Origin of the sequence: Streptomyces tibetensis (assembly GCF_007655005.1) — a bacterium.
Classification (GTDB): domain Bacteria; phylum Actinomycetota; class Actinomycetes; order Streptomycetales; family Streptomycetaceae; genus Streptomyces; species Streptomyces tibetensis.
The window spans coordinates 92,757-112,404 of the sequence record NZ_SZVW01000011.1 but is presented as its reverse complement, the minus strand read 5'-3'; the positions used below and the strand labels follow the sequence as shown (position 1 = coordinate 112,404).

18 protein-coding genes and 1 pseudogene are annotated in these 19,648 nt (G+C 69.8%); 14 read left to right on the top strand and 5 right to left on the bottom strand.

Translation table 11 applies throughout. From position 1 onward, the window contains the following. Nucleotides 1-61: 61 nt before the first annotated feature. The 4 genes from FDO69_RS19770 (at nucleotide 62) to FDO69_RS19755 (ending at nucleotide 2,957) form a co-directional block, all read left to right on the top strand. On the top strand, nucleotides 62-466 hold the full coding sequence (locus FDO69_RS19770; RefSeq protein WP_107502212.1) for an ATP-binding protein: 405 nt from the start codon (nucleotides 62-64) through the stop codon (nucleotides 464-466). Nucleotides 467-694: 228 nt separating this feature from the next. Beyond that, nucleotides 695-1,051, top strand: coding sequence for an STAS domain-containing protein (locus FDO69_RS19765; RefSeq protein WP_234388008.1), 357 nt, complete (start codon nucleotides 695-697; stop codon nucleotides 1,049-1,051). Continuing rightward, nucleotides 1,051-1,983, top strand: coding sequence for an anti-sigma factor RsbA family regulatory protein (locus tag FDO69_RS19760; protein WP_104781178.1), 933 nt, complete (start codon nucleotides 1,051-1,053; stop codon nucleotides 1,981-1,983). Before FDO69_RS19765 ends, FDO69_RS19760 begins: the two co-directional genes overlap by 1 nt. A gap of 125 nt (nucleotides 1,984-2,108) precedes the next feature. Further along, nucleotides 2,109-2,957, top strand: coding sequence for an RNA polymerase sigma factor SigF (locus FDO69_RS19755; protein WP_170320911.1), 849 nt, complete (start codon nucleotides 2,109-2,111; stop codon nucleotides 2,955-2,957). A gap of 392 nt (nucleotides 2,958-3,349) precedes the next feature. Here the strand turns inward: FDO69_RS19755 and FDO69_RS19745 are convergent, their stop codons facing one another. Next, on the bottom strand, nucleotides 3,350-4,579 hold the full coding sequence (locus FDO69_RS19745; protein WP_104781177.1) for a flavin-containing monooxygenase: 1,230 nt from the start codon (nucleotides 4,577-4,579) through the stop codon (nucleotides 3,350-3,352). A 195-nt stretch (nucleotides 4,580-4,774) separates the two neighbouring features. On the opposite strand from FDO69_RS19745, the gene FDO69_RS19740 reads away from it, so the two are divergent. Both FDO69_RS19740 and FDO69_RS19735 read left to right on the top strand, forming a co-directional pair. Then, a complete protein-coding gene (locus tag FDO69_RS19740) occupies nucleotides 4,775-5,410 on the top strand; it encodes an ABC transporter ATP-binding protein (RefSeq protein ID WP_104781176.1) in 636 nt (211 codons plus the stop codon). Continuing rightward, nucleotides 5,407-6,198 carry a hypothetical protein gene (locus FDO69_RS19735; RefSeq protein WP_104781175.1) on the top strand — a complete coding sequence of 264 codons (792 nt, stop codon included), beginning with the start codon at nucleotides 5,407-5,409 and terminating at the stop codon, nucleotides 6,196-6,198. Before FDO69_RS19740 ends, FDO69_RS19735 begins: the two co-directional genes overlap by 4 nt. A gap of 168 nt (nucleotides 6,199-6,366) precedes the next feature. On the opposite strand, the gene FDO69_RS19730 is transcribed toward FDO69_RS19735, so the two are convergent. The 3 genes from FDO69_RS19730 to FDO69_RS19715 form a co-directional block, all read right to left on the bottom strand. Further along, complete coding sequence (locus FDO69_RS19730) at nucleotides 6,367-7,230, bottom strand: alpha/beta fold hydrolase (protein WP_104781174.1); 864 nt, start codon at nucleotides 7,228-7,230, stop codon at nucleotides 6,367-6,369. 97 nt (nucleotides 7,231-7,327) lie between these two features. Continuing rightward, on the bottom strand, nucleotides 7,328-8,332 hold the full coding sequence (locus FDO69_RS19725; protein ID WP_104781334.1) for an NADP-dependent oxidoreductase: 1,005 nt from the start codon (nucleotides 8,330-8,332) through the stop codon (nucleotides 7,328-7,330). Nucleotides 8,333-8,644: 312 nt separating this feature from the next. After that, nucleotides 8,645-9,337, bottom strand: coding sequence for an SDR family oxidoreductase (locus tag FDO69_RS19715; RefSeq protein ID WP_104781173.1), 693 nt, complete (start codon nucleotides 9,335-9,337; stop codon nucleotides 8,645-8,647). A 115-nt stretch (nucleotides 9,338-9,452) separates the two neighbouring features. Here FDO69_RS19715 and FDO69_RS19710 point away from each other — a divergent pair, with 115 nt between their 5' ends. Next, the gene (locus tag FDO69_RS19710; RefSeq protein ID WP_104781172.1) at nucleotides 9,453-10,013 is read left to right on the top strand and encodes a TetR/AcrR family transcriptional regulator; all 561 of its coding nucleotides are present in this window, start codon (nucleotides 9,453-9,455) and stop codon (nucleotides 10,011-10,013) included. 299 nt (nucleotides 10,014-10,312) lie between these two features. Continuing rightward, nucleotides 10,313-10,432, top strand: a pseudogene (locus FDO69_RS43235) (SCO5918 family protein); the annotation flags it as partial. A 74-nt stretch (nucleotides 10,433-10,506) separates the two neighbouring features. On the opposite strand, the gene FDO69_RS19705 reads toward FDO69_RS43235, so the two are convergent. Next, nucleotides 10,507-10,866 (bottom strand): hypothetical protein, encoded by a 360-nt coding sequence (locus tag FDO69_RS19705; RefSeq protein ID WP_104781171.1) that lies wholly within the window; start codon nucleotides 10,864-10,866, stop codon nucleotides 10,507-10,509. Between the two features lie 688 nt (nucleotides 10,867-11,554). On the opposite strand from FDO69_RS19705, the gene FDO69_RS19700 reads away from it, so the two are divergent. From FDO69_RS19700 to sbnB, 6 genes are all read left to right on the top strand, one after another. Then, nucleotides 11,555-11,893 carry a helix-turn-helix domain-containing protein gene (locus FDO69_RS19700; protein ID WP_104781170.1) on the top strand — a complete coding sequence of 113 codons (339 nt, stop codon included), beginning with the start codon at nucleotides 11,555-11,557 and terminating at the stop codon, nucleotides 11,891-11,893. 472 nt (nucleotides 11,894-12,365) lie between these two features. Continuing rightward, entirely contained in the window at nucleotides 12,366-14,051 is a 1,686-nt protein-coding gene (locus FDO69_RS19695) for a ribonuclease J (RefSeq protein ID WP_104781169.1), read from the top strand. Nucleotides 14,052-14,263: 212 nt separating this feature from the next. After that, a complete protein-coding gene (locus FDO69_RS19690) occupies nucleotides 14,264-14,458 on the top strand; it encodes a ribbon-helix-helix protein, CopG family (RefSeq protein WP_104781168.1) in 195 nt (64 codons plus the stop codon). Further along, nucleotides 14,455-14,847 carry a type II toxin-antitoxin system death-on-curing family toxin gene (locus FDO69_RS19685; RefSeq protein ID WP_104781167.1) on the top strand — a complete coding sequence of 131 codons (393 nt, stop codon included), beginning with the start codon at nucleotides 14,455-14,457 and terminating at the stop codon, nucleotides 14,845-14,847. Before FDO69_RS19690 ends, FDO69_RS19685 begins: the two co-directional genes overlap by 4 nt. Nucleotides 14,848-15,488: 641 nt before the next feature. Continuing rightward, nucleotides 15,489-18,464 carry an AfsR/SARP family transcriptional regulator gene (locus FDO69_RS19680; RefSeq protein ID WP_104781166.1) on the top strand — a complete coding sequence of 992 codons (2,976 nt, stop codon included), beginning with the start codon at nucleotides 15,489-15,491 and terminating at the stop codon, nucleotides 18,462-18,464. Between the two features lie 137 nt (nucleotides 18,465-18,601). Then, nucleotides 18,602-19,639, top strand: coding sequence for a 2,3-diaminopropionate biosynthesis protein SbnB (gene sbnB / locus FDO69_RS19675; RefSeq protein WP_104781165.1), 1,038 nt, complete (start codon nucleotides 18,602-18,604; stop codon nucleotides 19,637-19,639). Nucleotides 19,640-19,648: the final 9 nt, after the last annotated feature.

The window sequence follows — 19,648 nt, the reverse complement described above, 5'->3', positions numbered from 1 at the left end:
CGGCTGTACGCAGCGTCGGCCGGCGGCAGAGCAGGGCCGCCACCCTGGCTGGAGGAACCTCATGAACGGCGAACCGACCATCCCGTCCTGCGAGTCGCGTTTCCCCGCCGTCACGGCGAGCATCGCGGCCGCCCGGCACTGGGTCCGCGACTGCGTGGAAGGTTTCGGCGGCCCGCTGCGCCAGCACCCGATGATCCAGAATGCCGAACTGCTCGTCTCGGAAATGATCACCAACGCCATCCGCCACGGCGCCGGCCCACCCCTGATCCGACTCACGTGGAACGGCCGGATGCTGCGCATCGCGGTCAGCGACTACAGCGACCGCTGGCCGCGCATGCGTGCCACCAAGAACACCGAACCCGGCGGTTTCGGCATGCAGCTCCTCGAACGGCTCGCGCACCGCTGGGGCGTCACCCCGCGCCACCCCGGCAAAACGGTGTGGGCCGAACTCGGCCTCGCTCCCTGAGATCGCCCCCTCTGGGGCGTGAGTCAGCATGGGCGGCTACTACGGGAGGACACCGACTCGGTCGCATGAGCTCCGCCGGCTCTCCTCACCGGGGCCCGTGCGGGCCAGGCCCGGCCCGATTCCCTCGCTCGGCCGGACTGGGCGTCCACCGGTGCCAGACCGCGTATCGTGCAAGGTGACCGGTAGAGCCGCCGTGCGGCCGAGCCCGGGGAACTGGGGGGCAAGAACGTGGATGTCGTACCCGGCGAGGGCGGGCCCCCCGTCGCGCCGCCACGTGATGCGGTACTGCAGATCGATCCGTTGCCCGGCAGTTCGGGGCTGGGGGCGACAGGGGAGATCAGCATGAACACACGGTCCGTATGGCAGCAGGCGCTGAACCAGCTGGTCGAGCGGCGCACGGACGTGCTGCATGTGGATATGTCCCGGGTGCGGTTCGTGGATGTGGCCGGTGTGACAGACCTGGCGGTCACCGCTCAGCGTCTCCCCGAGGGGCAGCGGATCGTGCTTCACCGACCACCGCCGCAGTTGCCGCGCATACTCGATCTTTTCTGGCCCGGTATCGCCGCGATCGAGGTGGCTGCGTGATGAGCACAGCCACCTCGTACGAGCCGTTCGTCCACCCCGCACTGTTCTACGAGGGGACGGACCAGTACATCGAGGGCACGGTTCCCTTCTTGCGGGAAGGGCTGGACGCCGGTGAGCCCGCAGCCGTCGCCGCGCCGCCGGATCGACTGGAACTGATCCGCGAGGGGCTGGGTGAGCGAGCAGCGGAGGTGCGCTTCATCGACATGACTCAGGCCGGCCGCAACCCCGGCCGCATCATCCCCAACGTGCTGCGCAAGTTCGCCGACGCCCAGCCGAGCGCCCGCCGGGTCCGCATCATCGGCGAACCGATCTGGCAGGGGCGTTCCGCCGTCGAATACCCGGCGTGCGTCCAACACGAGGCGCTGATCAACACCGCTTTCACCGGGCGCGCGGTAACCATCCTGTGCCCCTACGACGCCGGGCAGCTGGACAAGCAGGCCCTCAGCGACGCCCTGGCGACCCACCCGGTCGTCATCGACGCCGATGGCCAGACGCAATCCACCGCCTATGGCCCCGAGCAGATCATCGCCCGCTACAACGAGCCACTGCTCGCCCCCCTCGAAGCAGCGGCCCGCCCGTTCGCCGTCCAGACACTGCCCGACACGCGCGACTTCGCAGTATCCCAGGCGCGGTCCCTGGGCGTGTCCGGGGCGAGCCTGGGAGATCTGGAACTCGTGGTGGCGGAGCTGACCACCAACAGCGTCGTCCATGGCGCCGGCTCGGGGACAGTGCGGATCTGGGCCGAGAGCGGCCGGGTCGTCTGCGAGGTACACGACGGCGGACAGCTGACCGATCCGTTGGCCGGCCGCCGCCCGCCGAATCCCACGCAGCCCGGCGGCCGTGGACTCCTGCTCGTCCACCAGCTCGCCGACCTCGTCCGTGTCCACACCGGCCCCGACGGCACCACCATGCGCTGCTACCTCCCCACCTGACCACGACCGTGTGCCGGGCCGCTCGACACAGCACAGGTATAGGTACGGGATGACGGGGTAGACGATGCGCCGTCGGCCGTTTTGCAGGCGGTAGCGGTCGGCTCGAACTTTGGGAGGGGCACAGCATGGCGCTCATGAGCATTCCGGCGGCACTGGACGCACGAACGAGCGAGCTGCCGGAGGTCGCCGACCCCTCCCGGGTGGCGCCCAAGGACGCTCGCCAGCTCTCCCGGCTCTTCTTCGAACAGCTGACGGTCCTGGAAGAGGGCACCCCCGAGTACAGCTACGCCCGTGGAACGCTGATCGAGATGAACATGTCCCTGGTCCGATACGCGGCCGGTCGTTTCCGCAGCCGCGGCGCGGAGGAGATGGAGGACATCGTCCAGGTCGGCATGATCGGCCTGATCAAGGCCATCGACCGGTTCGAGCTGACGCGCGAAGTGGAGTTCACCTCGTTCGCGATCCCCTACATCGTGGGTGAGATCAAGCGGTTCTTCCGCGACACCACCTGGGCCGTGCACGTGCCGCGCCGGCTGCAGGAAGCCCGCGTCGAACTCGCCCGCGCCACCGAGGAACTGCGAAGCCGGCTCGGCCGCACGCCCACGGTCCAGGAGCTGTCGGAGCTGATGAGCCTGTCCGAGGAAGAGGTGCGGGAGGCCCGGCTGGCCGCCAACGGCTACAACTCCTCCTCCCTGGACGCCGCGATCGGCGGGAGCGAGGACGGCGAGAGCGCCCTGCAGGATTTCATCGGCGCCGAAGACCAGGCGCTGGAACTGGTGGAGGACTTCCACACTCTCGCCCCGCTGCTCGCCGAACTCGATGAGCGGGACCGGCAGATCATCCACATGCGGTTCGTGGAGGAACTCACCCAGGCCCAGATCGGCGAACACCTGGGCGTGTCCCAGATGCACGTCTCCCGGCTCCTGTCGCGGACCCTGAACCGCCTGCGTGAAGGCATGCTCACCCACCGCTGAGGCCTACCGGCAACGCGGTGCCCGGTCCGAGTCCGTCGGCGGATGCCGTCCAGAAACCCTGGTCGGGCCCAGGGCCTACGCCTTCTTCCGCCGGAGGGGCGAGCACGGACTGACCGCCGAATTCCACGACCTGCTGCGCGTGAAGGCCCGGGAGCGGGGAGCCGGGGGCCGCGAGGCCGAGCCGTCGGCGTCAGGCACGGCCACGGGCCGGCACCCTCATCCCGCCGCCACGCCGACGCGGCACGAGCGGGGCGGCCCCGATCGACGTGGCCACCGCATCTGTGCCCCTGCGTTGCTCTCCGCCGAAGCGTGCGGGCCTGTCTCCACCGTCACCCCGGCGTCCGATCGCCCTGCCGGGAACGCGGCAGAAGGGCCAGGCTTCCGAAGCGCCGTCAGCTCGACGTGCGCCCTTTGTCGAGTGCGTCGGCCGGGCGGTCGCCGAGCCGGGGGGCGGGGAGGGTTGCCCGCGCCTTCTCGTGGCGGAACGCGCGGGCGATGGCGCGGGCCTCGATGCCCGCCTGGCGAAGGACTCCCGTGAGGGGATTGGTGAATCCGGTCAAGTACAGGCGCGGGGCTTCGGGATGGGTCCGTGCCCCTGTGGCGAGGGGATGCCCGGCCTCGTCGAGTACGCCCAGAGACCCGACCAGGTCGTGCAGGTTGGGCCGGTAGCCGGTGGCGGCGATGACAGTGTCGGGTCGCAGCCGTGTGCCGTCGGCGAGTACCACCTCGGGGCCCTCGAACGCCTGGACGGCCGCGACCGGCTCGACCCGGCCGGACCGGACGGCGTCCACGAAGCCGTGGTCGAGCACGGGGTTGACCCCTTCACGGGCATTGCGGGTGTACAGGCCCGTGCGGGGTCGAGGCAGTCCCCGTGAGGTCAGGTCGGGCACCGCGAGACGTTGCGTGAGCAGGGAGGTGCGATCGCGCCACGCGAGGGGGAGGGCCTCCGTCAGCCGGCCGGCAGCATGCCATCGTGCGCTGGAGCGGGGCAGGATGTTGGGTGGGGTACGGACCGCGATCCATACCCGCCCGGCTCCGCCCCCGGCCAGGACACTCGCGATCTCGGTACCGCTGTTACCGGCGCCGACCACCAGGACGTCCCGCCCGCGGTAGGGGGCCGGAGAGCGGTAGTGGGCCGAGTGCAGCAGGGTGCCGGTGAACGTCGAACGCCCGGGCCAGCGGGGGAGGTTCGGGGTGTGGCAGCGGCCGGTGGCCACCACGACCGCGCCAGTGGGCACGGGACCGGCGGGGGTGTGGACCAGCCACCGTGCTCCCGAACCGGGCTCAGCCCGTTCGATGCGCCGCACCGGGGTGGTCACCCGGACGTCGAGTCGGTGATGGGCTACGTAACGCTCCAGGTATCGCACATAGTCGTCCCGGCTCACCCACGGGCCCGCCTGGCGCGGCATCGGCAGGCCGGGAAGCTTCGACGTGCCGGGAGTGGTGTGCAGGCGTAGGTGGTCATAGCGCTGCGCCCAGCTCGCTCCCACGCCGTACGACCGTTCCAGGATCACGGTCGGCTCTCCGGAGCGGTTCAGTAGCGCGGCTGCCGCCAGGCCGTGGGGGCCTGCTCCGATCACGATCGTGGGAGCACTGAGGTCTCGTTGTGGTGTCGGGGGCATCGCCTCCTATAACGGCGGACCGCGGCGCATGTCACGCCCAACTGGCAGGTACAGGAGGCCGGGTGACCGCCGTTACACCGGCGGTACGGACTCGTTGGACACCGGGCAGCAGACGTTGCGCGGAGGATCGGTCCGCCCAGGGCCGGACCGTCCGGGTCGGCTCGTTACATCTGTCCGATCTTTCGAGGGGCTCATGTGCAGGCAGTGACGACGCGCCACCGGCCACGGCTGCGGATCAGCGGAGTCTGCAAGGCGTTCGGCGGCAGGCAGGTCCTGCGCGATGTGGATCTTGACGTGTATGCCGGAACGCTGGTGGGAGTCGTCGGCGAGAACGGAGCGGGAAAGAGCACTCTGTTGCAGATCGCCGTGGGGCACCTCGCACCCGACCGCGGAACCGCGACACGGACCGGGGCGGTTGGGTACTGCCCGCAACGGGCGGTACTGAACGACGGGTTCACCGTCGGACAGCATCTGCGGTTGTTCCAGATGGCCTATCGGCTGCCGACACTGGAGCGTGCCGGCGAGCTGATGGAGCTGCTGGCGTTGACCGGCTGCCGGCGACAGCAGGTCGGCGAGCTCAGTGGTGGCACGCGGCAGAAGCTGAACCTGCTGATCGCTCTCATGCACGATCCGCAGTTGCTGGTCCTGGACGAGCCCTACCAGGGCTTCGACTGGGACACCCATCAGCGGTTCTGGGCCCTGGCCGCCGACCTGCGTGATCAGGGCCGGTCGATCATCGTGGTCTCTCACCTGCTGCACGACCTGCACCACTTCGACGCGATCGCTCACCTGCGCCAGGGCCGTCTGCACTTCGAGGAGACCGACCGTTGAGGCTTTCCTGGACGGCATTCACCGAACTGCTGCGCTGTACTCTGCTGGGCCACCTGCGCAACCGGCTGGCCCTGGTTCTGGCGGTCGCGTTCATCCCCGTCTGGATCGCTGTGGCACGCCTGTGCACCTCCGACCAAGTGGTGCGCATCCGGCTGGACGCCATCGGCGCCCCCATCTCCGCTCCGGCCAGCCAGGTGGGGCAGGTGGCCAGCGCGCTGGGCGCCGTCACCATGGTCGCCGGCTTCATCACCTTCACCGAGACCTTCCGATCGCGGCAGATGGACCGCCGTCTGCTGCTGGCCGGTTACCCCCGGCTGCCGATGCTGCTGGCGAAGCTTGCCGCCGTCGCCCTCACCGCCGCCCTGTTGGCCCTCTACACCACGATCGTGCTGTGGGTGTCTCTGCCCGTACGCCACGCGTTCCCCCTGGCGCTGGCCCTCGCGGGCGCCGGCCTCGTCTACGGCGGCATCGGCCTTCTGCTCGGCTCTCTGGTCCGCGGCGAGCTGGAGGGCTTCTTCCTCATCATCATGCTCAGCCTGGTCGACACCGGCCTGCAGAATCCCGTCTTCAACACACTCATGGATGTGGCGGGCGTATGCGCGCTCCCTCTGTACGGCGTGAACCAGCTGGCGCTGAGTTCAACCCTCACTCCCCAGAGCGCCTGGTCCCCTGGCTTGCTCTCCCTCGCCTGGTCCGCAGCGACCGGCGCCCTGGCGCTGCTCGTCCTCCACACTCACCGCCCTTCCCGCTCTCCGGTGTCCCGCAGGACGGGGGTCCGGGCAGGGTGATCGCTGTCGTGCTGCGATGACCGCATGCCGGCGCGGGCTGCTCTCGAAGGGACGTGCGTTCAGCGATGCAGGAGCTTGCTGACCGGGCGCGTGAGCCTGCTGTGGCGGATTTCCCGGTGTCGGCCTCGCTGGGTGCGGGGCAGGGCCGTGGAACCGCCAGGCGGCCGGCTACGGTTCCAGGAATGCGAGCGCCCGCGGGACGAATCTGTCGTGGTGCTGGAAGATCCCGCCGTGTCCGGCGTCGGGGTAGAGGGGTTCGAGTTCGCCTTGGGGCAGCCTGGCCGCCAGGTCGACCGAGTTGACGCTCGGGACCATGCGATCGCTCTCACCGTTGGCCACCAGGACCGGTTGGTGGATGCGCGACAGGTCGGCCGGTGCCTGGCGGCCCCAGTGGTGGATGGCCTTCAGCTGGGCGCGCAATGATGAGAGCGAGATGGCCTTGTCGCGGGCGTCCGTGCGTTCCTTCAGCCGCTCCAGGAAGGCGTGGGCCGCCCGGCGGCCACCCGCGGTGCCGGTGAAGAAGAGGTACTGCTTGGGGTCCTTGCGGGTCAGGACGGCCTTGATGGTGTCCTTGATGGTGAGGCTGGTGACCTTGTCGATGCCGAGGCCTCCGGCGGGCCCCGTGCCGGCGAGGATGAGCTTGCGTACAAGATCGGGTTCTTCTGCCGCGATGACCTGTGCGATGAAGCCGCCCATCGACAGGCCGAGCAGATCGACCCTGTCGTACCCGAGGGCCCGGATGAACAGCACGGTGTCGCGGGCCATCGCCTCGATCGTGCCGGGTGTGGAGCCGCCGGACCCGCCGACACCGCGGTTGTCGAAGGCGATCACCGGGCGCCGGGCGGCGAGTCCGTCGACGACACGGGGATCCCAGTTGTCCAGGATTGCGGACAGGTGGTTGAGGAGGATCAGCGGCACGCCGTCGTCCGGGCCGAGCTGCCGGTAGACGAAGGTCACGCCACGCACGGACACGGAGCGGTTCGGCGTGTTCTTGTACGACGTCGGGGCGGGGGAACTGGGCGGTGTGCTCATGACCGGGTCCTCGGGTGGTGTGGCGGGGGGAGAGAGCGGGGTGTGCAGGGTCTTCTCGTTGTCGGAGGTGACGGGCGCCGGGGACTCGTTCCCGCCCTTACGTCATTGCCACGACGACCTTGCCGGCCTTGGCCCGTCCCTTTTCCACGTACTCCATGGCCTGGAGGGTTTGTTCGAACGGGAAGACGCGGTCGATGACGGGGCGGATCTTCCCGGTGTCGATGAGGGGGGTGAGCTCGCGCAACTGGTCGCCGCCGGCCTTCATGAACAGGAACGAGTACGTCACACCGTGGCGCTTGGCGTTGCGCCGGGTTGTGAAGCTGAGGGCGGTCATGGCCAGGCGGAGGATCGGGTTCGCCCCCAGTTCGCGGGCGAAGTCCGGGTCGGGCGGGCCCGCGACGCTGATGGCCGTGCCACCGGGCTTGAGAACGCGCAGGGACTTGGTGAGGTTCTCGCCGCCGAGGCTGTCGAGGACGACGTCGTAGCCGTCGAGGACCTCTTCGAAGTCCTGGGTGCGGTAGTCGACGACGACGTCCGCGCCGAGGTCCTTGGCCAAGCCGACCTTGGCGGTGCTCACGGTGGTGGCCACCTGCGCGCCCAGCGCCTTGGCCAGCTGGACGGCGATGGAGCCGAGGCCGCCGGCGCCCGCGTGGATGAGGACCTTCTGGCCCGGCTGCACGCGTGCCCGCTCGACCAGCGCCTGCCATGCGGTCAGGGCGACGAGGGGGAGGGAGGCGGCCTCGGCCATGGTGAGGGTGGCCGGCTTGAGTGCCAGGTCGTCCTGGTGGACGGCGATGAGTTCGGCGAAGGTACCGATGCGGTCCTTGTCGGGCCGGGCGTAGACCTCGTCGCCCACCGCGAAGCGGGTGACGGACGGGCCGACCCGGACGACCGTCCCTGCGAGGTCGTTGCCCAGAACGAGCGGGAGACGGTAGGGCATGAACGCCTTGAAGTCTCCGTTGCGGATCCTGATGTCCAGCGGGTTGACGCCCGCCGCGTGGATCTTGACCAGGACGTCGTCGGCCCCTGCCCGGGGGTCGGGCAGGTCGGCGGCGCGCATCCCGGCTTGGTCGCCGTAGTGCTCGACCGTGAAAGCCTTCATCGTCATCTCCGTTCCGTTTCCCGTCCGTGAGAGGTCGGGGTCTTTCCTTGCTCCGGGTATGTCTCGGTGCGGGGTAGTTTGTAGTGCTCTTCTGGCTGTGTGCGGTCGCGCCGCGTCCTCAGCTGCGTTCACCCCTCAGGCCACCGGCACGACCGGGGCGGTGACGCGGTCGGCGGTGCCTCCCTGGAGGCGGTCCAGCGAGGCGGCGATCCTCTCGTGGGACATACCGAGCGGCACCGCGCTGACCTCGGTCAGGCGGGTGTACTGATCATCGGTCAGGTGGACGGTCGCGCCGGGGTTCAGGGGCGAGCGTCAGTCCGCGTGCGGCTCGGGTGCCGCGGACAGGCTCTGCTTGACGTACCGGCTGCTCTCGTCGGCGAGGACCTCGGGCAGGCCGGTCTCGATGCCGTACAGGGCCTGGGCCGCGACGTCGGCGGCGGCGACCTTCTGATCGGCGGGCACGCCGGCGGCCATGTCGGTGTCCATATAGCCGACGTGCAGCGCCGAGACGGCGATGCCGCGGGGCGCCAGCTCGTCGCGGGTGGCACCGGTCAGCGCCCACGCGGCGGCCTTGGACGCGGCGTAGGAGCCGAGCCCTGCCGGGTGGAACCAGGACAGGACGGACAGGACGTTGAGCACGGCGCCGCCGCCGTTCCCCTCGATGACGGGGGCGAAGGATCGGGTCGCGGCGAGCGGGCCGAAGAAGTTGGTCTCCATCTCCCGGCGCACCTCGGCTGCGTCGCCTCCGATCAGCGACGCGCCGGTGGAGATGCCCGCGTTGTTGATCAGCAGCGTCGCGTCCGACGCCACGCGCGCGGCCTCTCGTATCGACGCCTCGTCCGTGACGTCCAGCCGCAGCGGGATGACGCCCGGCACGTCGACCGTCTCGGGGCGTCGGGCCGCGCCGTACACCTTCGCGCCGCGCTCGACGAGCTGGGCGGCCAAGTGCCGCCCCAGGCCTCGATTGGCGCCGGTGACGACCGCGACCGCGTTGTTCAGTTCCATGCTCGCTCCTGGTCCTGGCGGGCGTCGTCGGCCACCCGCAAGCGTTTAGATTATGAAGTCAATCTAAGCACGGGTCTATGATAGATGCCAGTCGACATCCAAACGGGAGGTGGTCATGGGCCGCGTATCGCAGGCGCAGGCGGAGGAGAATCGCAGGCGGGTGGTGGGCACTGCGTCCCGGCTGTTCCGAGAGCAGGGCATGCAGGTCAGCGTCGCCGACCTGATGAAGGCGGCCGGTCTGACTCACGGCGCCTTCTACAAGCAGTTCGCCTCCAAGGAGGCACTCGTCGACGAGGCCACCGCCCACGCCTTCGCCGAGTTTGCCCGACTCCACAGCGCCGGGCTCGAGCAGTACGACGGGCAGCGTGCCGCCGCCCAGCAGGCGCTGATCGACACCTACCTCTCCGTCGAGCACCGCGACGACCCTGCGGACGGCTGCCCGGTCGCCGCGCTCGCCACCGACATCGCGCGCGAGGGCGGGGGGCGCGAGGCCCGTCGCGTCTACTCCGAGGGGGTCGCCGACTTCGCCGACTTCCTGGACGGTGACGACCAGGACGGCATCGTCCGGCTCTGCACGCTGTTCGGTGCGCTGGTTCTGTCCCGTGCCACCAAGGGCTCCCCGCTTTCCGGGGAGATCCTCGCCGCCGCGCGCGCAGCCTTGACCGAAGCAGGCTGATCAAGGGCGGGGGGCGGACCATCCGCCTCGGCGGTCGGCTCGGGAGGGCGTCGATCGCGGAGGGCGGCCGACGTGGCCGGGGCGGGGTGAATGGCGGCGTCAGAGGGGCGCGGCTGTGACGCTCACAGGACGCTCCGGCCCGGGGTGGGCCGTTCCGGCACCAGGGAAAGGCCCTCTCGCCTGCGGCTTTCTCCCATCAGGGGACTCAGGCATGGTTCCGATGACGCATCAGCCGGAGTGCGTGGCGAATCTGGAGCCTGCTGCAAAGGGGCTCTGACCTGTCGTTTCCCTTCGTATCGATGAAGGGCGTCACACTCGGGCCGGTCACCGGTGAGTTCGTCATCGGGCGACGCCACTACCCCGGCAAGCAGGTGGGCCAGGTCATCATCGGCCGGGACCGGCGCGATGGCGGCACAGGTGTGAGCCCAACCGGGCGGTGAGGCCCGACCGGCGCACGCCGGTCGGGCCTCACCGTGTGTCGTGTCTCGGTGGATCAGTGGCCGGAGTAGCTGAAGTCGCCCACGGTCCAGGCGGCGACGTCCTCGATCGCAACGCGGTACATCCCGCCTGTCTCCGGGATCCCCACCGTGCCCTGCAGGATCCGGGCGACATGGAAATGCAGATGCGTGGGCGGCCCGTCCTTCTTGGCGGGGGTCTGGAAGACGGTGGAGAACTCGCCCAGGTCGGCGGAGTCCGTCAGCACCTCGGACACCCTCTGCCTCCATGTGGCTTCCGGAGCCAGTCGACCGGTGATGACAGCACCACTGGTGACCACGGTCAGGGACATCTGATTGCTCTGTCCGGACTCCACAAGGGCGGCTATGGCGACGAGCAGCTCATCAGGCTTCTGCATGGGATCGGATTCTATGCAACGGCCCGCCCGGACGGCTTGGAAGGTGGCGCAACCGGGCGTCGGCAACGGCCGCGTGGAACGGGGGTGCTGCGGACGGCCCCGGGCATTCGCAGATCGTCTCAGTGGAACACCTCCTCGCCGAGTCGCAGCAAATCTGTGCTTGCTGGAGTAGACATTCGATGGCTTCATGGTTATGGTTTCTCTCGTAGCCGAGATCCAGCAGGGCCCGGCAGACACGAACTGCCGGGCAGCAGTCCACGCATGACGGTGCGGTGGTGGAGTTTCGAAGCCAGGTTGTTGTACGACGGCGACGGGACTGACGACCGGACCGGGTGGCCCGAAGTGATGAGGGGCCGCCGTGAGCAGGGCCGCAGTTGATGCGGTTGCAGTACCAGAAGTACGCAGTCCCTGTTGGCAAGTGATTGATTCCGAGGGAAGAACGGAGGAGTCGAGCACCATCAGGATCGCCCGGGCGGAAGACGCAAGCCCGGGTACCGCAGGACATCGATAGGTAGGTGGTCTCCGGTCACGCATTCGCGATCCCCGCACCCCCGTCGGAGTATCGGGCGGCTGGGCGGAAACAGAAGGCCGGCGCAGCACTAGGGCCGGCAGATGGTGTTGCAGTTCCTTCGGGGCCTTGGTGTCAAACGGCACCAAGGCCCCTCGACGTGTTCCACAGAGAGGTGAGATGACAGCAGACGAGTCGCTGAGCCGTCTCGACGACGACGACTACCCCGCCTACACGATGGGCCGGGCCGCCGAGTTGCTCGGTACCACTCCCGGCTTTCTCCGCGCCATCGGCGAAGCGCGACTGATCACACCACTGCGCTCCGAGGGCGGTCACCGCCGCTACTCCCGCTACCAACTGCGCATCGCGGCCCGCGCGCGTGAGCTCGTCGACCAGGGCACCCCGATCGAGGCCGCATGCCGGATCATCATTCTCGAAGACCAGCTCGAGGAAGCCCAGCGCATCAACGCCGAACACCGCCGCACCGGCGGATCGTCCAGTCCATCGGCCGCAGCCTGAGTGAGCGGGCCCCGCCGGTATCGGCGGGCCATCACGGCCGTGTGTGGCCGGGCTGCGGTGCACAGCGATGATCCTCGTGTCCCCACGGCTCCACCGGCATGCCGCCCACCTCCGGCCCCGCTCGCGGCGTCGCCACACCGGGCGAGGCGGCCGGCAGGATCCCTACCCGGGCGCCGCCTCCCCTCCAGGCATCCCCCCGCACGGTCCCAGTCGCTGATCGAGCCGCAGCACCGGGGTTCCTGGTCCGGCCAGTGACCTCGCCGCGAGCTCGCCACCCCGGATGCGAGAGCCGTGCCGAAGCAGAGGGCCGGGCTCACGGCTGACCCACCGAAGGCGGTACCGCCCTGACCCCTTCCTGTCCGGCCGCAGGCGTCATCCGCTCGTCCCGGAGCAGCCGCTGCCCGCTCCGTCGGGCGGAGAGATCACACAGGCGATGGATCATCTTGTTCTGCTCTCCGGGTACCGTCAGGGTATGAGTCATCCGCACCCCGAACTGAAAGCCGCCCCGCCCCTTCCCGAAGGAGGGCTGCGGGTCATCGCCCTGGGCGGCCTGGGTGAGATCGGCCGCAACATGACCGTCTTCGAGCACGCCGGCAAACTGCTCATCGTCGACTGCGGCGTGCTGTTCCCCGAGGAGACCCAGCCCGGCGTGGACGTGATCCTGCCGGACTTCACCTCGATCCGGGACCGGCTGGACGACATCGTGGGCATCGTCCTCACCCATGGCCACGAGGACCACATCGGCGGCGTGCCGTACCTCCTGCGCGAACGGCGCGACATCCCCGTCGTCGGCTCCAAGCTGACGCTGGCGTTCCTGGAGGCCAAGCTCAAGGAACACGGCATCCGGCCGCGCACGGTGCGGGTGCGGGAGAGCGACCGGCGCGGCTTCGGGCCCTTCGACCTCGAGTTCGTGGCGGTCAACCACTCCATCCCGGACAGCCTCGCGGTCGCGATCCGCACCGGCGCCGGCATGGTGCTGCACACCGGCGACTTCAAGATGGACCAGTTCCCCCTCGACGACCGCATCACCGATCTGCGCGCCTTCGCCCGCCTCGGCGAGGAGGGTGTGGACCTGTTCCTCACCGACTCCACCAATGCCGAGGTGCCTGGCTTCACCACCTCCGAGCGTGAGCTGAACCCGGCGATCGAGCAGGTGATGCGCACCGCGCCGCGGCGGGTCATCGTCTCCAGCTTCGCCAGCCATGTGCACCGCATCCAGCAGGTTCTGGACGCCGCCCACCAGCACGGCCGCAAGGTCGCCTTCGTCGGCCGGTCGATGGTCCGCAACATGGGCATCGCACGTGACCTGGGCTATCTGAAGGTCCCGTCCGGTCTGGTCGTCAGCACGAAGGAGCTGGAGAAGCTCCCGGACCACAAGGTCACTCTGGTGTGCACCGGCTCCCAGGGTGAACCGATGGCCGCGCTGTCACGGATGGCCAACCGCGACCACATGATCCGCATCGGCAAGGGCGACACCGTCCTGCTCGCCAGCTCCCTCATCCCCGGCAACGAGAACGCCATCTACCGGGTGATCAACGGACTCACCCGGTGGGGCGCCCACGTCGTCCACAAGGGCAACGCCAAGGTGCACGTCTCCGGGCACGCCAGCGCCGGCGAACTCGTCTACTGCTACAACATCGTCAAACCCCGCAACGTCATGCCCGTGCACGGCGAGTGGCGCCACCTGCGGGCCAACGGCGACCTCGCCATTCGTACCGGTGTCGACCCCGACCGGGTCGTCATCGCCGAGGACGGCGTCGTCGTCGACCTGGTCGACGGGCGCGCGTCCATCACCGGCAAGGTCCCCGCCGGCAACGTCTACGTGGACGGCATGGAAGTCGGCGGCGCCACCGAAGCGTCCCTCAAGGACCGCCTCACCCTCGCCGAGGAAGGCGTGGTCACGGTGGTGGCGATCGTCGACGCGGACACCGGCGCCCTCGCCGAGGCCCCCGACTTCCTGGCCCGCGGCTTCGTCCACGACGATGCCACCTTCGAGCCGGTCATCCCCGTCATCGAGAAGACCCTGGCCACCGCGGCCGAGGAAGGCGTCGGGGACGCCCGCCAACTCGAACAGCTCCTCGCCCGCGCCGTGGCGAACTGGGCGTTCCGCACCCACCGCCGCAAGCCCCTCATCATTCCCGTCATCATCGACGCCTGAGCCGCAGCCCGGCAGGCACCCGGGGTCGGACGCCCACATGCACGAGGTTGGAAGCGTGGCTTTCCTCAAGCCTGCCGCTGAGGGCGTCTGACCTGCCGTTTTGTTCACGGAGAGCGAGCCCGGCCGGGTCGCGAGGGGCGGCGCCGTGACCCGGGGGTTCGAGTAGCCGTTATCACCCGGCCACCTTGATACCAGCTCGGTTTCATTGCTCCATGGCGATGACACTCCGGCTCCCCGACGACCTTGACGCGAGGCTGACAGGGCGTGCTCGACGGGAGGGCCGCAGCAAGCAGGAACTTGCCATCGAGGCCATCCGTGACGCCCAGGACCGGGCCGAGCTGAAGGTCGATGACGTCCTGGCCGAGCTCATGGACAGCGATGCGGAGATCCTGGACTACCTGAAGTGACCGAAGTGCGTTACCTCCAGATCGACGAGATCCTGGCCATCGCCCGCACGGTCAACGGAACCGAGCACAGCGTGCGTGACATGGGACTTCTGGTGTCAGCGATCGAACGGCCCCGGACCGACGTCTTCGGGGCCGAGCTGTATCCCACGCTGCACGAGAAGGCGGCGGCACTGCTGCACTCCGTTGCTCGCCATCACGCGCTGATCGACGGCGACAAGTGCACGGCCTGGCTTGCCATGCGCGTCTTCCTGCGGTTCAACGGCGTCAGCGCCGGTACCGTTCCGCCGCCCGTCTCCATCGCCGGCCCGTTCGTCGAGGAAGTCGCGCAGGACGACATCGATGTACCGGTCATTGCCAAGCGCCTGTCGGCCTCGTTCCCCGTGTCCTGACGTCCGAGGTCGTGCCTCCGCAGTGAAGCGGGAATGGCGTCCGAGAGCGCCTTCCCGCCTTGGGCGGCGGTCAAGGCGGGCTCCGGCGGTCGCTTCCCGACCGGCATCCGCACCGAGCAGCCGTTCGCGCCTCCGTGGTCTGATCGTTTTCGGTCAGGGTGCCGGTCCCGCGTCCGCCCGTGGGGCGGTGGGTCCTGTTGATCCGGCCCCGGGGGTCATCGTTTTCCGGCTGCTCTCCCCCTGCTCCCCGGGCTCGGTGGGTCCGCCGAACGAGGCGGTTGTCCGGCATGGCTTGATCAGATCACCTGTGCGATAGCGAATCGGCCATCCGTGCGAGCGGGGCGGCCGGATGCCGGAGTGGAATCCGGCCACTACAGGTACCGGGGAGTTTCGTGGTTACCGGGTGTAAGGGGCAGTGGATTGTCAACGGGTGAATTCCGCCCGAGATTACTCGGTGCGAATTCGCGCAACTGATCACTTGTACAATCCACGAAAAGTAAAGAGGATTCCCCGATTCCGCGCCGTCGAAGCCCCTGACCTCCGGTACGGCTGGAAAACGCCAGGGAACCGGCCCGGCCGCTCGGGTATTGTCGTCCAGGCGCTGCGGTGAGGACGGTGGGTGGAGTTCTGGGGGGACATCCGTGGGCGAGCGGCTCGGTTTCAAGGTCCTGGGGCCCCTGTCGGTGACGGCGAACGGCCGCGCGCTCACCGTCGGCGGTGCACGCCAGCGCACGGTCCTCGCTCTCCTGCTGCTCAACCCTGGCCGGATCGTGCCGGTCGACACCCTCGTCGAGGGTGTCTGGAACAGCGGCCCGCCCGCCACCGCCCGCACCCAGATCGCGATCGTGATCGCCGCCCTGCGCAAGACCTTCAAGGCCGAGGGCGTCACCGAGGACATCATCGTCACCGCCCATCCCGGATACCTCCTCAGATCCGAGGGTCACGCGGTCGACTCGGTCGACTTCGCCCGGCTCATCAAGGACGCCGAGACGGCCGTGGAGCAGGGCCGGCACGCCGACGCGGCCGACAGCTACGCGCATGCCCTCGCCCTGTGGACGGGCCCAGCCTTCGCCGGCATCGCCAGCCCGGTGGTGGAGGACGAGGCCGCCCGGCTCGAAGGACACCGTCTCAACGCCTACGACGACGCCACCGCCGTCATGCTGGAACTCGGCAGCCACCAGGACCTCGTACCGGAGTTGGCGGCCGTCGTGCGGGAGCATCCGCTGCGCGAGCGCACCCGGCACCATCTGATGCTCGCGCAATACCGGTCCGGGCGGCGGGCCGAGGCGATGGGAACCTTCCGGGAGGCGCGAACCCAGTTCATCGAGGAACTCGGCATGGAGCCGGGCCCGGACCTCCAGGAACTGCACGACGCGATCCTGCGCGACGACCCCTCCCTCGCCCCCGCGCCGCCGGTCGTCACCACCGACGCGCTGCGCTCCGACTCCGTCATCGTCCCGTCCGAACTCCCGCCGGACGTACCCGGCTTCACCGGCCGCGGGCCCGAACTGGCGGTACTGGACCTGCTGGTGGCCGACCGGGACCGGCAACAGGGGCCCGCCTTCGGACTGATCACCGGCATCGCGGGCGTCGGCAAGACCGGCCTCGCCGTCCGCTGGGCCCACCGGGCCGCCGCCCACTTTCCGGACGGGCGGCTCTTCGCCGACCTGCGCGGCTACGACGAGGAGCACGAGCCGACCGTCGCCGCCGACGTCATCAGCCGCTTCCTGCGCTCGCTGGGCGTGCCCAGCGACCAGATACCGCCCGAGACGGAGGCGCTCGTCGCGCTGTACCGCAGCGTGCTCGCCGAGCGGCAGGTGCTCGTCGTCCTGGACAACGTCCGCTCCTATGCGCAGCTGCGCACCCTGCTGCCCGGCAGCGGACGCTGTGCCGTGCTGGTCACCAGCCGGGACCAGCTGGAGGAACTGGTCACCTGGCCGCAGGAAGCCCGGGTGCACCTCGGCGTACTGCCCGAGCCGGAGGCCGTGGAACTGCTCGGCCGGATCGTCGGCACCGAACGCATCGCCTCCGCCCGCGCCGACACCGTACGGCTGGCCGAGCTGTGCGACCGGCTGCCGCTGGCCCTGCGCATCGCCGCCGCCCGGCTCGCCTCCAAACCGCACTGGACCGTACGGCACCTGGTGATCCGGCTCAACGACGAGGCACGCCGGCTCGACGAACTGAGCCAGGGTGCTTCCCGGGTGCGGGCCAGCTTCGCGCTGTCGTACCGCTATCTGCCCGAGGACGCGGCGCTGCTCTACCGGCGGCTCGGCCTGCTCGACGTGCCGGACTTCGCGGCCTGGGTGGGCGGCGCGCTGCTCGACATCGACGTGCTGGACGCCGAACGGATCATGGAGGACCTCGTCGACGCCCAGTTCCTGGAGGTCGTCGGCGTCGACGCGACCGGCCGGCTGCGCTACCGGCTGCAGAACCTGATGCGCCTCTATGCCCGCGAGCGGGCCTACGCCGAGGAGCCGCCGGACGCCCAGCGGGCCGCCCGCGAGCGCGCTTTCCGCACCTGGCTGACGATCGCGGAGGAGGCCCACCGGCGGGAGTACGGCGGCCATTTCAGCGTCGTGCACAGCGAGGTGGCGCGCCGGCCGGTCGACCCCGTCCTCCTCGACGAACTCCTCGACTCGCCGCTGGAGTGGCTGGAGGCGGAACGCCTGCCGCTGGTCGCCGCGGTCGAGCAGACGGCCGCCCTGGGCATGGCCGACCTCGCCTGGGACCTCACGGTCTCGGCGGCGGTGCTCTTCGAGACCCGGCACTACCTGGACGACTGGCGGATCTGCTCCGAGGCGGCACTGGCCGCAACCTGCAGGACGGGCAACCTGCGCGGGCAGGCCGCCATGCTCCACCAGCTCGGGGGCGTCGCCCAGTCCTACCGCCGGCTGGAGGAGGCGCACGCCCGCTACAGCGAGGCGCTGGAGCTGTTCGAGCAGGCCGGTGAGGAACACGGGCAGGCGCTGAACCTGCGCAACCTGTCGATCCTGGACCGGTTTCGCGGCAACCTGGACGTCGCCATGGAGCGGTTGCGCACGGCCCGGGACATCCTGCGCCGGGTCGGCGACACCTCCTCCGAGGCGCACACGCTCGACAACATGGCGCAGATCGAACTGGACCGCGGTGCCACCGAGCAGGCGATGAAGCTGAGTCTCGAAGCGGTACAGCTCATGGAGTCGATCGGCGGCGGCAGCCGGCGCGGCGCCGCCCAGACCCTGCACCGGCTGGGCCGGGTGCACCTGGCCCGGTCGGACTTCGACCTGGCGGAAAAGGCGTTCCAGCAGGTGGTCGCGCTGGTCACCGACAAGTCCGACCGGGTGGGGCTCGCCTACGCCCTGCTGGGACTCGGGGAGAGCCGCCTGGGCGCGGACGAGGTGGAGGCCGCCGCGACCACGCTGACCGAGGCGCTGGAGGTCGTCGAACACATCGACGCCCCCCTCGTCGACGGCCGGATCAACCTCGCCCTCGGCGACACGTTGCGCCGCCTGGGCCGCCACGACGCGGCGCGTGAACGGCTGGCCGCCGCCCAGGACGTCTTCGTCCGCGCCGACGCCCCGCAGTGGCGCGCGGAGGCGGAACGCGCGCTGGCCCGGCTGGAGAACGAGGAAGGCTGAGGCCGGACGGCAGCGGGGCGGAGTGGGCCGGGGAGGCCGGGCCCCCCAAGTGCCGTTGTAGACGACCGATACCCCACCGATAAGCGGGCTGCCTACGTTCGGCCGGTACCACTGTCAGCCGAAACGTGGAGTACACGATGCCGCCTGCCGCCAAGGCGCCCACCTTCGCCGTGATCTCCGGGGCCCAAGTCCACCGGGTCCTGGCCGGCCGGCACCAGGAGGTGGTGCGTCTGATCGAAACGGCGTACCGCGTCCACGGTGCCGGTGACACCGTCAACCCGCCGTCCTACTTTTTGCGCTTCCCCGACCGGCCGGCCTCCCGCATCATCGCGCTGCCCGCGTCGATCGGCGGCGGCATCGGCGTGGACGGCCTGAAATGGATCTCCAGCTTCCCCGGCAACGTGGCGGCGGGCCTCCCGCGCGCCTCCGCCGTGCTCATCCTCAACGACCCGGACACCGGCTATCCGCTGGCCTGCCTGGAGAGTTCGATCATCAGCGCGGCTCGTACGGCCGCCTCCGCGGCGCTGGCCGCCGCGACCCTCGCCCGGGCCCGTGGGGACCGGCCGCGCCGCGTCGGCTTCTTCGGCACCGGTCTCATCGCCCGCTACATTCACCAGTATCTGGCGGGCACCGGCTGGGAGTTCGACGAGATCGGCGTGCACGACCTGTCGGCACAGCACGCCGCCGGGTTCGCCGGACACCTCGACCGCTCCGGGGCCGGGGGCCGCGTCACCGTGCACGAGTCGGCCGAGGACCTCGTCCGCGGCAGCGACCTCGTCGTCTTCGCCACCGTGGCCGGCACCCCGCACGTCACCGACCCCGGCTGGTTCGGCCACCACCCGCTGGTGCTGCACGTGTCGCTGCGCGACCTGGCGCCCGAGGTGATCCTCACCGGCGCCAACTTCGTCGACGACGTCGAGCACTGCCTGAAGGCCGACACCTCCCCGCACCTGGCCGAACGGCTCAGCGGCGGACGGGAGTTCATCGACGGCACCCTCTACGACGTGCTGACCGGCGCGGCCGGTGTGCCCGACGACCGGCCCGTGTTCTTCTCGCCCTTCGGGCTCGGCGTCCTCGACCTCGCCGTCGGCAAGCACGTCTACGACCGGCTGCTCGACTCCGGTGAACTCGCCGTCGAGCAGGACTTCTTCCACGAGCTGCGCCGCTACGGCTGACCATCGCCC

What these genes read in the sequence shown, in the direction of transcription:
- FDO69_RS19770 (WP_107502212.1), top strand. Translation starts at nt 62, where the DNA reads ATGAACGGCGAACCGACCATCCCGTCCTGCGAGTCGCGTTTCCCCGCC.
- FDO69_RS19760 (WP_104781178.1), top strand. Translation starts at nt 1,051, where the DNA reads ATGAGCACAGCCACCTCGTACGAGCCGTTCGTCCACCCCGCACTGTTC.
- FDO69_RS19755 (WP_170320911.1), top strand. Translation starts at nt 2,109, where the DNA reads ATGGCGCTCATGAGCATTCCGGCGGCACTGGACGCACGAACGAGCGAG.
- FDO69_RS19745 (WP_104781177.1), bottom strand. Translation starts at nt 4,579, where the DNA reads ATGCCCCCGACACCACAACGAGACCTCAGTGCTCCCACGATCGTGATC.
- FDO69_RS19730 (WP_104781174.1), bottom strand. Translation starts at nt 7,230, where the DNA reads ATGAGCACACCGCCCAGTTCCCCCGCCCCGACGTCGTACAAGAACACG.
- FDO69_RS19725 (WP_104781334.1), bottom strand. Translation starts at nt 8,332, where the DNA reads ATGAAGGCTTTCACGGTCGAGCACTACGGCGACCAAGCCGGGATGCGC.
- FDO69_RS19715 (WP_104781173.1), bottom strand. Translation starts at nt 9,337, where the DNA reads ATGGAACTGAACAACGCGGTCGCGGTCGTCACCGGCGCCAATCGAGGC.
- FDO69_RS19710 (WP_104781172.1), top strand. Translation starts at nt 9,453, where the DNA reads ATGGGCCGCGTATCGCAGGCGCAGGCGGAGGAGAATCGCAGGCGGGTG.
- FDO69_RS19705 (WP_104781171.1), bottom strand. Translation starts at nt 10,866, where the DNA reads ATGCAGAAGCCTGATGAGCTGCTCGTCGCCATAGCCGCCCTTGTGGAG.
- FDO69_RS19700 (WP_104781170.1), top strand. Translation starts at nt 11,555, where the DNA reads ATGACAGCAGACGAGTCGCTGAGCCGTCTCGACGACGACGACTACCCC.
- FDO69_RS19695 (WP_104781169.1), top strand. Translation starts at nt 12,366, where the DNA reads ATGAGTCATCCGCACCCCGAACTGAAAGCCGCCCCGCCCCTTCCCGAA.
- FDO69_RS19690 (WP_104781168.1), top strand. Translation starts at nt 14,264, where the DNA reads ATGGCGATGACACTCCGGCTCCCCGACGACCTTGACGCGAGGCTGACA.
- sbnB (WP_104781165.1), top strand. Translation starts at nt 18,602, where the DNA reads ATGCCGCCTGCCGCCAAGGCGCCCACCTTCGCCGTGATCTCCGGGGCC.